General features: G+C 63.3%; 13 protein-coding genes. All 13 read left to right on the top strand.

The window, feature by feature from the left end; genetic code table 11:
• The first annotated feature begins 53 nt into the window (after window positions 1-53).
• The 13 genes from DMP07_RS01590 (at window position 54) to DMP07_RS01530 (ending at window position 12986) form a co-directional block, all read left to right on the top strand.
• Entirely contained in the window at window positions 54-755 is a 702-nt protein-coding gene (locus DMP07_RS01590; RefSeq protein ID WP_123197400.1) for an HAD family hydrolase, read from the top strand.
• 136 nt (window positions 756-891) lie between these two features.
• A complete protein-coding gene (locus DMP07_RS01585; RefSeq protein WP_123197399.1) occupies window positions 892-2457 on the top strand; it encodes a ribonucleotide reductase subunit alpha in 1566 nt (521 codons plus the stop codon).
• A 2-nt stretch (window positions 2458-2459) separates the two neighbouring features.
• Window positions 2460-2870: an RrF2 family transcriptional regulator gene (locus DMP07_RS01580; RefSeq protein ID WP_123197398.1), complete on the top strand. Its 411-nt coding sequence runs from the start codon at window positions 2460-2462 to the stop codon at window positions 2868-2870.
• Complete coding sequence (locus DMP07_RS01575) at window positions 2867-3730, top strand: HhH-GPD family protein (protein WP_123197397.1); 864 nt, start codon at window positions 2867-2869, stop codon at window positions 3728-3730. Before DMP07_RS01580 ends, DMP07_RS01575 begins: the two co-directional genes overlap by 4 nt.
• Window positions 3731-3886: 156 nt before the next feature.
• Window positions 3887-4426 carry a rubrerythrin gene (gene rbr, locus DMP07_RS01570; protein ID WP_123197396.1) on the top strand — a complete coding sequence of 180 codons (540 nt, stop codon included), beginning with the start codon at window positions 3887-3889 and terminating at the stop codon, window positions 4424-4426.
• A gap of 401 nt (window positions 4427-4827) precedes the next feature.
• The gene (locus DMP07_RS01565; RefSeq protein WP_123197395.1) at window positions 4828-6066 is read left to right on the top strand and encodes a hydrogenase small subunit; all 1239 of its coding nucleotides are present in this window, start codon (window positions 4828-4830) and stop codon (window positions 6064-6066) included.
• The gene (locus tag DMP07_RS01560; protein ID WP_123197394.1) at window positions 6066-7703 is read left to right on the top strand and encodes a nickel-dependent hydrogenase large subunit; all 1638 of its coding nucleotides are present in this window, start codon (window positions 6066-6068) and stop codon (window positions 7701-7703) included. The genes DMP07_RS01565 and DMP07_RS01560 overlap by 1 nt, the downstream gene beginning before the upstream one ends.
• Before the next feature lies 1 nt (window position 7704).
• Entirely contained in the window at window positions 7705-8391 is a 687-nt protein-coding gene (locus DMP07_RS01555) for a cytochrome b/b6 domain-containing protein (protein ID WP_123197393.1), read from the top strand.
• Between the two features lie 512 nt (window positions 8392-8903).
• Window positions 8904-10043, top strand: a complete 1140-nt coding sequence (locus DMP07_RS01550; RefSeq protein ID WP_123197392.1) for an aminotransferase class V-fold PLP-dependent enzyme — start codon at window positions 8904-8906, stop codon at window positions 10041-10043.
• A complete protein-coding gene (locus DMP07_RS01545; protein WP_244594809.1) occupies window positions 10040-10840 on the top strand; it encodes an acyl-CoA dehydratase activase in 801 nt (266 codons plus the stop codon). Before DMP07_RS01550 ends, DMP07_RS01545 begins: the two co-directional genes overlap by 4 nt.
• A 78-nt stretch (window positions 10841-10918) precedes the next feature.
• Window positions 10919-12100, top strand: a complete 1182-nt coding sequence (locus DMP07_RS01540) for a double-cubane-cluster-containing anaerobic reductase (protein WP_123197390.1) — start codon at window positions 10919-10921, stop codon at window positions 12098-12100.
• 11 nt (window positions 12101-12111) lie between these two features.
• Window positions 12112-12732: a sulfurtransferase-like selenium metabolism protein YedF gene (gene yedF / locus DMP07_RS01535; protein ID WP_161956999.1), complete on the top strand. Its 621-nt coding sequence runs from the start codon at window positions 12112-12114 to the stop codon at window positions 12730-12732.
• Entirely contained in the window at window positions 12729-12986 is a 258-nt protein-coding gene (locus DMP07_RS01530) for a putative Se/S carrier-like protein (RefSeq protein WP_161956998.1), read from the top strand. Before yedF ends, DMP07_RS01530 begins: the two co-directional genes overlap by 4 nt.
• The last annotated feature ends 539 nt before the right edge of the window (window positions 12987-13525 follow it).

Raw genomic sequence — 13525 nt, 5'->3', positions numbered from 1 at the left:
AATTCTCTTTCTGTCATCTTGAATGAGCATCGTGAAACGAAGGGGCGCGGGCCATGTCCGAAGAAGCCATACGCAAGATCGCCGCATTCGATTTCGACGGCACATCCATCCAGGGCAATTCCCCTGTGATCCTTGTCCGCCATCTGAACAGGCTCGATATGCTGCGCAAGCGCGTCATAACGAAGGTTCTCGCATGGGCGGCGGCCTATAAGCTGCGCCTGCCGCAGAGCGAGTCCTGGGTGCGCGGCCAGGTGTTCACCGCGTTCGAGGGAATGCCGAAGCAGCAGGTCGACCGTTTTCTCGCCGAATTCTACGACACGACGATCGAGGCGCCGGGGCGTTTCCGTCCGCAAGCCGACGCCGCTATGGAGCGTTTGCGATCCGAAGGCGTGGAGGTGCTCGTCGTGTCCGCGACGTTCGGGCCGATAGTTCGCCGCGCGCAGGAAAGGCATCCTTTCGACGGGTGCCTGTGCACCGAGATGGCGGTCGACGCCGAAGGCCGCTATACCACGCTCGTCGACGGCGCATGCATCGAAGGCGAGGAAAAGGTCAATGCGATCCGCGCCTATGCCGATGCCCGCTACGGCGCCGGCAAATGGGAGCTCGTCGAGGCGTACGGCGACCATCATTCCGACATTCCCATGCTCGCCGCGGCCACGCGCGGCTTCGCCGTCACTCCCGACAGGCCGCTCGCGCGCGAGGCGCGTCGCCGCGGCTGGGACGTGCTCGATTGGGACGTGTCTGTGGAGAAATGAGGGGCGTAACCCGAGTCTTTTGCTCGGCGTTTGCCGTTCGCGCCCCTTCCCATTACACTGCAGTATGAGAACTGCTACCTTCGCGTAGGCATTTTGCGCGCGAAGGACCGATGAACATTGCAAAGGAGGTGGGCGCATGCTCGAATCGAACGATAACGAAGCGAACATCGCCGACCAGCATCATGGAAACGACGCCGCCCAGTGTGGCGCGACCGATTATTCCGCCGCGGCGCGCGAGGCGTTCGAAGCGGGCGATCGCGTGCTCGCCATGCATCTGTATCTGACGGCGTATGAGGAGGCCTGCAAGCGCGCCCCGCTTCCCGGCATGGAAGCCGTGGCGGCTCTGCGCGAGGCATGGAAGCTCGCGTGCGATCTGCGCGAGCGTTCGATCGCCGAATACATCTACGACAAGCTCGAGCCGCATCTGTCCGCCGACGAGGCGAAAGATTTCGGCCTCGACCTGCAGTCTATGGCCCTCGACAAGCTTTCCGAGTTCGGAATTTCCCGTTCCGACCTCGAAGACATGGCCGATATGATCTCGGACGAAATAGGCGCCCAGGCGCGCATCGCGCGCGTTACGCCGCTCATGAGCACGTCCGCTCCCGCCGACGCCCTGTCGCTTCCTCGCGAAGAGGGTCGGGATCAGGAGCAGGAGCAGGCCGCGCCGGCTCGCGATTCGGCCGCCGACGCCGCGGACGATCGAGACGCCTCCGAAGACGCCTCGTCGAAATCGCCTTTGACGGGCAGGCCCATGGGCTTCGACGACCTCGTCGGCTTCGAATCGGCCGTCGAAGACGTGCGCGCCCTCGGCATCGGCGTGAAAGAAGACGAAGAATACCGCCTGCTTCTCGACACGCTGCGCGCCCAGCACGGCCTCGACAAGCTTTCCGCCTCGGGCAGCGTGGTGTTTCGCACGTCCTCGCGCGAAGACGCCAGCCTGCTCATGGCCGCCACGGCCGGCGAGCTCGGTCTTCCTACGCTGCGCGTGCAGATGCAGCCGGGCCCTCAGGGCATGCCGGTTCTGTGCGTGACCACGGCGGCCGACCGTCCCGCCCGCATGAACGGCAACAGCAGGCTTTCCCTCGAATCTCCCAGCGTGCTTCTGCTCGAAGACATCGACCTGTGGGGCGCTCCGCTCATCGAGGCTGCATCCGCGACCGAGGGCGAAGGCATCATGTTCGCCAGCATGTCGCGCGCCGCGCGCGAGGCGTTCGGCCTGATCGGCTCCGCGGTGGGCAACCCCGATATCTACGTGCTCGCCTCCGTGGCGGGGGATGCGTTCGACCAGGGTATCCTCTATGACATCATGGAGCCCATGAACATCGTGGACATCTATCTTCCCGACGAGCTCGAGCGCCGCCGGATCTGGAACGCCATCGCGCTCGACCATCCTTCCATCCGTCAGCTCGACCTGGCCCGTCTGACCAGGGTTTCGCGCAATCTCGCCCGCTTCGACATCGTGGCCGCGGCGCGCGAGGCGGTCGAAGACGCCTACAGGCAGGGTCTGAAGCTGCGCCGCTACGTGCCCATCACGCAGAGCATGATGTTCGAGCACATCGCCAACTTCCAGCCCCTCGAGTCGGACGAGTACCGCTTCCTCGAAGACGCGGTGGCCACCGATTTCCGCAACCATCTGGAAGAGCTCGAGCGCATCGACGATGCCGGCCGCGACGTCGCTTCGCGCGGGGAAGGCGAGGAATAGTCATGGAACTCACCCGTCGAAGCGATTACGCATGCCGTATCATCCGCGCGGCCTACGACAGCAAAGACGCCTACGTGTCCGTGTCCGAGGTGGCCGAGCGCGAAAACATTCCATACGCGTTCGCGCGCAGCATCCAGCATGACCTGGTGCACGCAGGCCTTCTGAAAACGGTGCGCGGCGCCAAGGGAGGCCTGTCGTTGGCGTGCGATCCGACCACCACCACGCTGCTCGAGGTGCTCGAGGCCCTGCAGGGCCCGATCAACATGTCGCCGTGCGCCGCCGATTCCGGCTACTGCGAGCGTTGCCGCGAATGCGAGTTCCGCGGCGTATGGAAGCGCGCCGACGACCTGATGAAGGAATATTTCGGATCGATCACCCTCGAATCGCTGTTCGAGGGGCAGCGCCGCGCATGACGGCCGCGCTGCCGAACGGCGTTTCGTCCGACGACATCGACGCATTCGTCCGCCGCGTGCGCGAGCAGGGCGCAGAGCTCTATCGCGACCTTCCTTGGCGCAATACGCGCGACCCGTATGCCATCTGGATTTCCGAGGTCATGCTGCAGCAGACCCAGGTCGCGCGCGTCTTGACGCGCTGGGAGCGCTTCATAGCCCGATTTCCCACGGTCGACGCCTTGTCGGCGGCGTCGAGCGCCGATGTGGTCGAGGAGTGGCAGGGCATGGGATACAACCGGCGCGCCCTGGCGCTTAAGCGCGCGGCGGATATCTGCGCGTCCGAATTCGGCGGGGCGCTCCCCGTGGGCGTCGACGAGCTTTGCAAGCTGCCGGGAATCGGAGAGGCGACGGCGGCGGGAATCACGGCGTTTTCGCGCGATGTCCCCTGCATATATATAGAGACGAACGTGCGCGCGGTGTTCATCCACGAGTTCTTTCCCGATGCTGAGCGCGTGACCGACAAGCAGCTGCGTCCGCTGGTGGAGGCGGCGTGTCCTGCCGAAGACGTGCGCGGCTGGTATTACGCGCTGCTCGACGTGGGCGCGCATCTGAAAAAGACTCAGGTCAACCCGACGAGGCGTTCGGCGTCGTATACGCGCCAGAGCGCATTCGAGGGGTCGCGCCGGCAGAAGCGCGCTTGGATCGTGCGCGAAGTCATGGCATGCCCCGGCATCGCCGACGAAGAGCTGCATGCGCGCCTCGATGCCGAAGAGCTGCGCGCGGGACGCGACCGCGTGCCCGTTCAGGAGTACCGTTCGATCATGGCCGACCTGTCCTGCGAAGGATTCTTCTCTCTGACGGAGGGCGGCTGGAAGGCGTAGCGTCTCGGGTTTCCCGTTTCGTGTCGTTTTTCGTCAGGGCCTAGGCGCCGTGATATTCTTGACACAGGCGTCGTTTCCCATGCGGCGCCTTCGCGCATGCGCGCGCCGCCGAAGAGCGACGCGCCCGCGACCGTCTTCGTGGAAAGGGGAGAGACCATGGAACTGAAGGGAAGCAAGACCGAGAAGAACCTCATGGCGGCGTTCGCCGGCGAATCTCAGGCCCACACCAAGTATCTGTATTACGCATCGCAGGCGAAAAAGGACGGCTATGTCCAGCTTCAGAACATTTTCGCCGAGACGGCGAAGAACGAGTCCGAGCATGCCAAGCTCTGGTTCAAGGCGCTGCACGGCGGTTCGATCCCTTCGACGCTCGAAAACCTCGCCGACGCGGCGTCGGGCGAGAACTACGAGTGGACCGACATGTACGCCGAATTCGCCGCGACCGCTCGCGAAGAGGGCTTCGACGAGCTCGCCCGTCTTTTCGACGGCGTGGCTGCGGTCGAAAAAGAACACGAGGCCCGTTATCGCAAGCTGACCGAGCGCATCAATGCGGGCGAGGTGTTCAAGCGCGGCGAAGTGTACGCGTGGAAGTGCAACAACTGCGGCCATATCCACATCGGCACGGAGGCTCCCGAAGTCTGCCCGGTGTGCAACCATCCGCGCGCCCATTTCGAAATCCGCGCCGAAAACTACTAAGGCCGGGCCCATCGTCTCAAAGGGATGGTGTGCGAAGCGTCGCATGCCCTGCAAGGAGTCGCATATATGCATGCGGCTCCATTTATTTTATGCATATGCATAATTCTGCATCGCCCATTTGACGGGAGCGCGGATTCGGCAGGATTTTCAGATGGATACCGCGTTTTCGAACCATCACCTTTATGGGGTGATGCGCCTATGGTGCAGGCCTCTGACCTGGGGTATGTTACCCGCTTCAAAATATGTAATATTTCGTTGCTACCGCGGCATATTTTCGTAACATTTTTATGCCTTTGAACAGGAATTTTGCATAAATGTCATTTTTAGGTGTCAGGACGGCAACAGTTCGCGCATAATGCCGCCTGTCAGTATTTTCGACACATCTAATAGGAGGTGTATGTATGGACAACGAAGCCACTGTCTCAGAGTTTCAGGGTATGCTCGATGCGCGAGGCGTCTCGCGTCGTAGCTTCATGAAACTGTGTGGCACGCTCGCGGTCATGGTCGGTCTGGGAGAGGCCGCCGCTCCCCGCGTGGCCCAGGCGCTCGAAGAGTCCGTCATCGGAGCGAGCCAGGGCGATCTGTACCCCGTCATTTGGATCGAGGGTGCATCCTGCACCGGCTGCACGGAGGCGTTCGCTCAGCTCGACGCTCCCGATGCCGCAGCCGTCGTGCTCGAAATGATCTCGCTGAACTACAGCGAGACCCTGAGCGCCGCCGCGGGCTGGTCCATGGAGGAAGCCAAGGAGCAGACCATCAAGGCCGGCAACTACATCCTCGTTTACGAGGGCGCCGTGCTTCACGGCTGGGGCGGCAACGCCCTGCGCATCGCCGGCAAGACCGGCAACGAGCACCTGATCGAGGCCGCCGAGCATGCGAACGCGGTCGTCGCCCTGGGCTCTTGCGCCGTCAACGGCGGCTGGATGGCCGCCCATCCCAACCCGGCAGGCGCCGAGGGCGTCCAGATGTTCCTCAAGGAGCAGGGCATCGCGACCCCCGTCATCAACATTCCCGGCTGCCCGCCGAACCCCGAGTGGCTCTGCGCCATCCTGATCGACGTCCTGCTGCTGGACAAGCTTCCCGAGCTCAACGCCGAGAACAAGCCCGTGCAGATCTTCGGCCAGACCGTGCATGACAACTGCCAGCGCCGCGGCCACTTCGAGAACGGCGAGTTCGTCTATCAGTTCGGCTCTCCGGAAGAGGCCAAGGGCTACTGCCTGTACCCGCTGGGTTGCCGCGGTCCTCAGACCAAGGCCAACTGCGGCGTCGTGCGCTACAACCATCGTCGCAGCTGGTGCGTCGAGGCAGGCGCTCCCTGCATCGGTTGCTGCGAGGCCAACCCCGAGAACCCGGGCCAGAACTGGGTCGAGGTCAACACGCCGTTCTACAAGCGTCACCGCGACCTGCGCATCGGCGATTTCGTGGTCCAGCCCGGCACTATCGCGCTCGGCGTGACCGGCATCGTCGCCGCCGCTCTGGTGGTCCACGGCTTCGGCATGAAGGCCGCCGGCCGCGTTCCCAAGGGCGCCGATTTCGAGAAGGTGCGCGCATGGGATGCCAAGCACCCCGATAAGGCCATCGGCGTGTACCCGAAAGAAGACCTCGAAGCCGCTAGCAAGAAGAAGGGAGGCAACCAGTAATGGCACGTTCCATCATCGACCCGATCACCCGCATCGAAGGCCACCTGCGCGCTGAGATGGAAGTCACCGACGGCGTGGTTACCGACGCATGGGTTTCCGGCGGTTGCTTCCGCGGCATGGAGCTCGTCGTGCGCGACCGCACGCCCGAGGACGCGGCGCAGATCGTGCAGCGCATTTGCGGCGTCTGCCCGGTTTCGCACGCCCATGCTTCCTCCATCGCGGCTGAGAAGGCCTACGGCATCAGCATTCCGAACAATGCCCGCATCATCCGCAACCTGATCGAAGGTTCCCAGTTCCTGCACAGCCACATCCTGTGGTTCTACAACCTGGCCGGCCTCGATTACGTCAACCCGCTCAACGCGCTTTCCGCCGACGCGACGGCCGCCTACGACCTGGCCGCCGAGCTCGGCACGCCGTCCGCCGACTTCGTCGGCCTGCAGGACCGCCTGAAGAAGTTCGCCGAGAACGGCCAGCTCTCCATCTTCAGCGGCAATTGGTTCGACACGGGCGAGTACAACCTCACCCCCGAGGCCGACCTCATCCTGACGGCTCATTACCTCGAGGCTTTGCAGATGCAGAGCAAGGCATCCGAGATCGCCGCCCTGCTCGGCGGCAAGATGCCCCACATCATGACGATCGTCCCCGGCGGCACGGCTTTCGTTCCCACCGAGGAGAAGCTCGACGACCTCAAGGGCCTCGTCGACGAGCTGTACAACTGGATCGCTTCCACGATGATCCCGGACACGCTCGCCGTGGCGAAGTTCTATCCCGAGGCGGCCACGTTCGGCAAGGGCATCGGCCGCTACGCTGCATGGGGCGTCTTCGAGCGTCCGTCCATGGAGATGAACGACCGCTACCTGCCCGCAGGCGTCCTCGACGAGAACTTCAAGCTCTCCGACGTCGACGAGTCCAAGATTACCGAGTACGTCGGTCGCTCCTGGTACGAGGGCGATGCCGACTTGCCTCCGTTCGAGCAGGGCGTCAAGCCTGCCTTCACGGAGTACAACGTCGACGATCGCTACACGTGGAACAAGTGCCCGCTCTATGACGGCAAGTCCCTCGAGACCGGCGGCTTCGCCCGCCTGCTCGTGGCCTACAAGCGCAACGTTCCCTTCGTCGTCGAGCACATCGACTCGCTGCTCGAGGCTCTCGGCGCGAAGAAGGGCGACCTTTCCGCGCTGCAGAACACGCTCGGCCGTACCGGCTCCCGCCAGATCGAGACCCTCTACATCGCCACGCTGATGAAGGGATGGGTCGAAGAGCTGTGCGAGGCCGTCAAGGGCGGCGACAGCGCCTACTTCGAGATTCCCGACCACATCACCGGCGAAGGCACCGGCTTCTGGGAGGCTCCGCGCGGCGCCCTCTACCATTCCGAAAAGGTCAAGGACGGCAAGATCGAGGATTACCAGATCATCATTCCGTCCACCTGGAACCTCGCTCCGCATGACCCGAAGGGCAACTACGGTCCGCTGGAGCAGGCTCTGATCGGCGTGCCCGTGGCCGACATCGAGAAGCCCATCAACGCGCTGCGTACCGTCCACAGCTTCGACCCCTGCACCGCATGCGCCGTGCACATCGTCGAGCCGAAGACGGGCAAGAAGTTCGAAACCGTTACCAGCCCTTGGGGGGTGAAGTAAGATGGCCCATCTCGCGCATTACCGCGAAGCGCATCCCGCGCCGTTCCGTGTGACCCACTGGGTCAACCTGATCGCGATGATCCTGTTGATCGTGACGGGCTTTTGCATTCACTTCCCGTTCTGGCCTGAGTTCATGGGCATCGCTCGCGGCACCCATATCTTCTTCGGCTTCGTGATCTTCATCAACTGCCTGGTGCGTATCGTGCTGGCCTTCACCGTGAAGTCCGCTCCTGCGGGCGGCACGCGCGAACTGGTGCCCGACTACAAGACCTGGCTGCCCCAGGCCGACAACAAGCATCAGCTCGGCGCATGGATCAAGTACTACCTGTTCCTGAAGAAGGACCATCCGCTGTCCGCAAAGCTCGGCGTGCCCCAGAAGCTTTCCTATCTGGCCATTCCGCTGCTGCTGGCGTTCATGTTCTTCACCGGCCTGCTGCTGTGGCCTCCCACGGCCAACCTGCCGATGTTCGAGGCTGCCATCAACATGATGGGCGGAGCCATGAGCGTGCGCATCATCCACTACTTCATGATGTTCGTGTTCATCTGCTTCACGATGCTTCATGCCTACCTGGCCAACATCGAGGGTCTTGCCCCCTCTAAGCTCATGTTCTTCGGAACCGAGCACGGCGGCTTGACCTACGACCCGGAGAAGCACAACATTTCCGGCGAGGACAAGCTCGATCACTAAACGCGATCGCGCATCCACGGCTTTTCGAAAGAATGGCGGCGTCATGCCGCCATTCTTTTTTTGCGCGCCGCGCCCGCCGCTCGTCGCGCCACGCCCGCGGCTCGCCCTGCCGCGCGGCTTCGTGCTCCGGCATTGAAGCGTTATCGGAAGGCCGGCTCGATCTTACCTGGATAAAATATGCAATTCGACGGTATCTCTTGAATATAAAAGCAGGAAATAACGTGTCGCAGTGCATATTTTCGAAGTGACGCTCACGCTTCGAACGCGACCGTCCGCCGCTTGCGGCGGCCTGGTTTCACGCGGCGTTCTATACTGAATAGCGACCGGCGCATCTCTGCTTGCAGCGCCGCGTCAGCTTTTTCTCTGCCTCGCACGTTCAATCGATTCGCTGCATCGCGAAAGAGTCGCGCCGCATTTTCGCGCGACGGTTCGGCTGCGCTTGCACCCGATTCTCGGCCTGCGTTCGTGCGGCCCGTCTTTTCATGCTTCGATCAGTTTGCAAGGTGATTCCCATGATCTATCTCGACAATGCGGCCACGACCATGAAAAAGCCCCCCGAGGTCGTAGAGGCCGTCTCGCGCGCCCTGTGCTCGTTCGGCGGGCCGGGCCGCGGCGTCCACGAAGCCTCTCTCGCGGCAAGCGAGGCGCTCTATGACGCCCGCATGCGCACGGCCGAATTCCTCGGGGCGCCGGATGCTTCGCGCGTCGCATTCGCGGCGAACGCCACGGCCGCGCTCAATGCCGCCATCGCGGGAACGCTTCCCGCGCACGGCCGCGCGCTCACTACGGCCGCGTCGCACAATTCCGTGCTGCGCCCCTTGTTCAAAGCCCGCGACGAGCGCGGATGCGCCGTCGACGTGGCTCCCATCCGCCCCGACGGCTCGCTCGACATGCGGGAATACGAACGCCTGCTTGGCTTGAATCCCGATGTCGTCGCCGTGACGCACGTGTCCAACGTGACGGGCGACGTCTACGACGCGGCCGCCATGGCGCGCCTTGCCCACGATGCCGGCGCGCTGTTCATCCTGGATATCGCGCAAAGCGCGGGCGTTATGCCCCTCGACCATGCCGCCCTCGGCGCCGACATCATGTGCTTCACCGGCCATAAAAGCCTTTTGGGCCCTCAGGGTACGGGCGGCCTGTGCGTCGCCCGCGATATCGAGGTGGCGCCGTATTCCGAAGGCGGTTCGGGCGTGCACAGCTTCGACGAGCGCCATCCGCGCTTCATGCCCGATGCGCTGGAGGCGGGCACGGCGAACGCCCACGGCCTGGCGGGCCTTGCGGCGGGCATCGCGTACCTGCAGGACAAAGGCATCGATGCCGTTGCAGGGGAAGTTTCCCGCCTGTGCGCGCGTTTCCTCGACGGCGTGCGCGCCATACCTGGCGTGCGCGTGGTAGGCGGCGGCTCGGATGCCCGCTGCGCGATCGCGGCGATCGACGTGGACGGCATGGAGGCCGCCGAGGCGTCGATGCGCCTGTCGATGGAATACGGCATCTGCACGCGAGCGGGCGCCCATTGCGCGCCGTTGATGCACAAGGCGCTCGGCACGCAGGACGGGGGCGTGGTGCGCTTCAGCTTCTCCCACCTCAATACGGATGAAGAAATAGATGCTGCCTTGGAGGCACTCGAGACGATTGCGAGCGAACGATGACGACTGATTGCAAAGAACAGATGGGCGGCCTCGACGCCGTGAAGCCGATTCGAGTCGGCATCGATATCGGATCGACGGCGGCGAAGGCGGCCGTGTTCGAAGGCGACAAGCTCGCGTTCACGACGGCCATCCCGACGGGCTACAACAGCGCCGACGCGGCGGCAAGGCTTGCCGAGGAGCTGCGCTTGCAGGGGTACGACGTCGAAGACCCGCGCGCTTCCACGGTGGCCACGGGCTACGGACGCATCTCGGTTCCGTTCGCCGACAAGGCCGTCACCGAAATCACCTGCCACGGCCGCGGCGCCGCGTTCTTGTTCGGCGACGACGTGACGGTGGTCGACGTGGGAGGCCAGGACACCAAGGCCATCCGCCTGGCGAAGGGCAAGGTGGCGAAGTTCGTCATGAACGACAAGTGCTCCGCGGGCACGGGCAAATTCCTCGAGATCATGGCGAACAGGCTCGGCGTCTCGATGCCCGAGCTGTCGGTCTTGGCGCGCGAAGGCGAGCCGACCCCCATTTCTTCCATGTGCACCGTGTTCGCCGAATCCGAGGTCATCTCGCTGATCGGCCGCGGCATCCCGCGCGAAGACATCGCCTGCGGCGTCATCGACTCGGTGGTCGCCAAGGTGGTTCCGCTGGTATCCCAGGTGGGCGGCGACTCCTACGTGCTCACGGGCGGCCTGTGTGACGAGGCCTATGTCGTGCAGCGTCTCGCCGGCGCCCTCGGCGCGCCGGTGCGCACGACGCCCGAAGCCCGTTTCGCCGGCGCCATCGGAGCGGCGCTGAGCGCTTCTTAGGCAAAGGCCCTTTTGCAGCCGATGCAGAGGTCTTCCCATACGAATCCGACATTCCAGACCATGAAAGGAACGATGTCCATGAGCCAGGAAAACACCACGCCGCAGAAAGCCCCCGACACGCTGCCCGAGATCTTCGAGGCGTTCGATGACGCCCGTCGCGCGGGCTTCATCGCCGCGATGGAATTCAAGCAGAACGGCGGCAAGCTCGCCGGATGCTTGTGCTCCTACACGCCGCTCGAGCTGCTCGATGCCGCGGGCATCGCCGCCGTCGGCCTGTGCGGCATGAGCAATGAGACCGTTCCCGACGCCGAGGCCGTGCTGCCGAAGAACCTCTGCCCGTTGATCAAGGGCACCTACGGCTTCGCGCTCACGCAGAAGTGCCCCTACACCTATTTCTCCGACCTGATCATCGGCGAGACCACCTGCGACGGCAAGAAGAAGATGTACGAGCTTCTCAACGACATCAAGCCGACGTACGTGCTGCATCTTCCGCAGAGCCAGGGCCGCGCTTATGCGTCCGACATCTGGCGCGAAGAGGTCGAGCTGCTCAAGCAGGAGCTCGAGCGCCGTTTCGACGTGGAGATCACCGACGAGGCCCTGCGCGACGCCGTGCGCCTGCGCAACCGCGCCCGCCGCGCCTTCAACAAGCTCTATGCGCTGCAGGAGAACACGCCGCCTGCGATGAGCGGCGTCGAGATGATGACCACGCTGCTTAAGAGCACCTTCAGCTTCGACGTCGAGAAGTTCGTCGAGTCGGTCGAAAAGCTCGCCGACGACCGCCTTGCCGCCTATGAGGCGAGGGAGCGCCCCGTGCCCGCTTCCGCCAAGCGCATCATGCTCACGGGCTGCCCTTCGGGCGGCGTGATCCAGAAGGTGGGCATGACGATCGAACGCAACGGCGGCGCGATCGTGTGCCTCGACGATTGCTCCGGAGAGCGTACTCAGAGTATGCTGATCGACGAGGATGCCGACGATATCCTGCGCGCCATCTCCGACCGTTACCTGGGCATCAACTGCTCGGTCATGACGCCGAACGAGGGACGCATCGAAAACAGCCTCGCCATGGTTGAGAAATATCAAGTCGATGGCGTTATCGAGGTCGTTTTGCAGGCGTGCCACACGTTCAACGTCGAGTCCGCGAAGGTCGCGGCCGCATGCGAGGAGCGCGGCATTCCCTACCTGAAGGTCGAGACCGATTACTCGACCGGCGATCTGGGCCAGCTCGAAACCCGCATCGCCGCCTTCATCGAAATGCTGTAGGAGGACCGATTATGAAAATCATCGACGCGTTCGGCAAGCAGTGTCCGCTGCCGCTGGTCATGGCGAAAAAGGAGCTCGATGCGGGTTGCACCGAGCTTGCCGTGCAGGTCGACAACGAGACCGCGGTGAAAAACCTTTCCAGGCTGGGCGAGAAGCAGGGCATCGGCGTTTCCGTCGACGCGATCGAGGGCGGATGGCTCGTTTCGTTCGCCGTGGGCGAGCGCGCCGAAGCCGTCGAACTGACGACGCCTGACGCCGCCGCTCCCGTGCAAGGCGCCTGCGGTCCGATGGGTTGCGGCTACGCGGTGTTCATCAAAAGCGACGCCATCGGCACGAGCGAGGGCGAACTGGGCGGCAACCTGATGAAGATGGCGCTCTACACGCTTTCCGAAGCGGGCGATCCCCCCGCGTCGCTTTTGTTCATGAACGAGGGCGTCAAGTTGCTCGTCGAGGGCCAGGACCAAAACATCGAAAGCGTCCGCAAGCTGATGGAACAGGGCACCGAGGTGCTCGTATGCGGCACGTGCCTGGATTTCTACGGCCTGAAGGAGAAGCTGGCCGTGGGCGAGGTGTCCAACATGTACGACATCCTCGGCCGCATGCGCGAGGCCGCGAAGGTGATCGAGCTGTGATCGAGTCCATGTATGTGATGGCGTTCGAATCGACCCATGCGGCCATGGCGGCCTATCATGCGCTCGCGCAGGCCAAGCCCGCCATGATCCCCACGCCGAAGGCCATCTCCGCAGGCTGCGGCATGTCGCTGCGTTTCGCGGCGCAGGATACGGCCGCCGCGTGCGCACTCGCCGAAGGCGTCGAGCAGATCAAAGGCCTCGCATCGCTGTATGCCGATAAGGACGGATCGTTCGATCTGGTCGAAAAGCTTTAAACGCCTGTTCGCGGGCGAAGCGCCGCGATGTCTCGGAAAAGCCCGAAACGACGGCTTGAATCTTTCATGTCGGACCCGGAATGGATCTTCATTCCGGGTCCGCTTGCGTTAGGAAAGATGCGATGCGCCGCGTCGGGCCGCCGCGACCGTCGCTTTGTTCGGCGAAGGTGGCGCCGTCGGCTTGCGCGTCGGCGCGGGCCGGGCGGTGCGAGGGACTTCCGCGACGCCGAAGCCCATTCGCGGCGATGCGGAATCGGGCGGCCGTTCGAGCCGCGTTTTCTATTATTCAACATGCTGCGGCGCGGCGATCCCCAGGGAATTTCGACAAATTCGCCGCATGAGCGGAATCTAGAAAAAAGCACGTTTTAATCTCAATGAAAGCATGTTTTTTGGCTTTTATACATGATGCGTCCATTTGCCGAATCAAACGGCTTCGCTTTGCGTTCTTTCGGTCCAATTGATGCCGCAATGCTACCATTGATCAATGTAACGGGAGGGTAACGCCCCCTCGTTTCCGACTTTCGAGCCATGCGCCCGTC

This window comes from Slackia faecicanis (assembly GCF_003725295.1).
GTDB classification, from domain to species: domain Bacteria; phylum Actinomycetota; class Coriobacteriia; order Coriobacteriales; family Eggerthellaceae; genus Slackia; species Slackia faecicanis.
The sequence above is the reverse complement of the archived record's forward strand: the minus strand, read 5'-3'. Positions and strand labels throughout refer to the sequence as shown.

What these genes read in the sequence shown, in the direction of transcription:
- DMP07_RS01590 (WP_123197400.1), top strand. Translation starts at nt 54, where the DNA reads ATGTCCGAAGAAGCCATACGCAAGATCGCCGCATTCGATTTCGACGGC.
- DMP07_RS01585 (WP_123197399.1), top strand. Translation starts at nt 892, where the DNA reads ATGCTCGAATCGAACGATAACGAAGCGAACATCGCCGACCAGCATCAT.
- DMP07_RS01580 (WP_123197398.1), top strand. Translation starts at nt 2,460, where the DNA reads ATGGAACTCACCCGTCGAAGCGATTACGCATGCCGTATCATCCGCGCG.
- DMP07_RS01575 (WP_123197397.1), top strand. Translation starts at nt 2,867, where the DNA reads ATGACGGCCGCGCTGCCGAACGGCGTTTCGTCCGACGACATCGACGCA.
- rbr (WP_123197396.1), top strand. Translation starts at nt 3,887, where the DNA reads ATGGAACTGAAGGGAAGCAAGACCGAGAAGAACCTCATGGCGGCGTTC.
- DMP07_RS01565 (WP_123197395.1), top strand. Translation starts at nt 4,828, where the DNA reads ATGGACAACGAAGCCACTGTCTCAGAGTTTCAGGGTATGCTCGATGCG.
- DMP07_RS01560 (WP_123197394.1), top strand. Translation starts at nt 6,066, where the DNA reads ATGGCACGTTCCATCATCGACCCGATCACCCGCATCGAAGGCCACCTG.
- DMP07_RS01555 (WP_123197393.1), top strand. Translation starts at nt 7,705, where the DNA reads ATGGCCCATCTCGCGCATTACCGCGAAGCGCATCCCGCGCCGTTCCGT.
- DMP07_RS01550 (WP_123197392.1), top strand. Translation starts at nt 8,904, where the DNA reads ATGATCTATCTCGACAATGCGGCCACGACCATGAAAAAGCCCCCCGAG.
- DMP07_RS01545 (WP_244594809.1), top strand. Translation starts at nt 10,040, where the DNA reads ATGACGACTGATTGCAAAGAACAGATGGGCGGCCTCGACGCCGTGAAG.
- DMP07_RS01540 (WP_123197390.1), top strand. Translation starts at nt 10,919, where the DNA reads ATGAGCCAGGAAAACACCACGCCGCAGAAAGCCCCCGACACGCTGCCC.
- yedF (WP_161956999.1), top strand. Translation starts at nt 12,112, where the DNA reads ATGAAAATCATCGACGCGTTCGGCAAGCAGTGTCCGCTGCCGCTGGTC.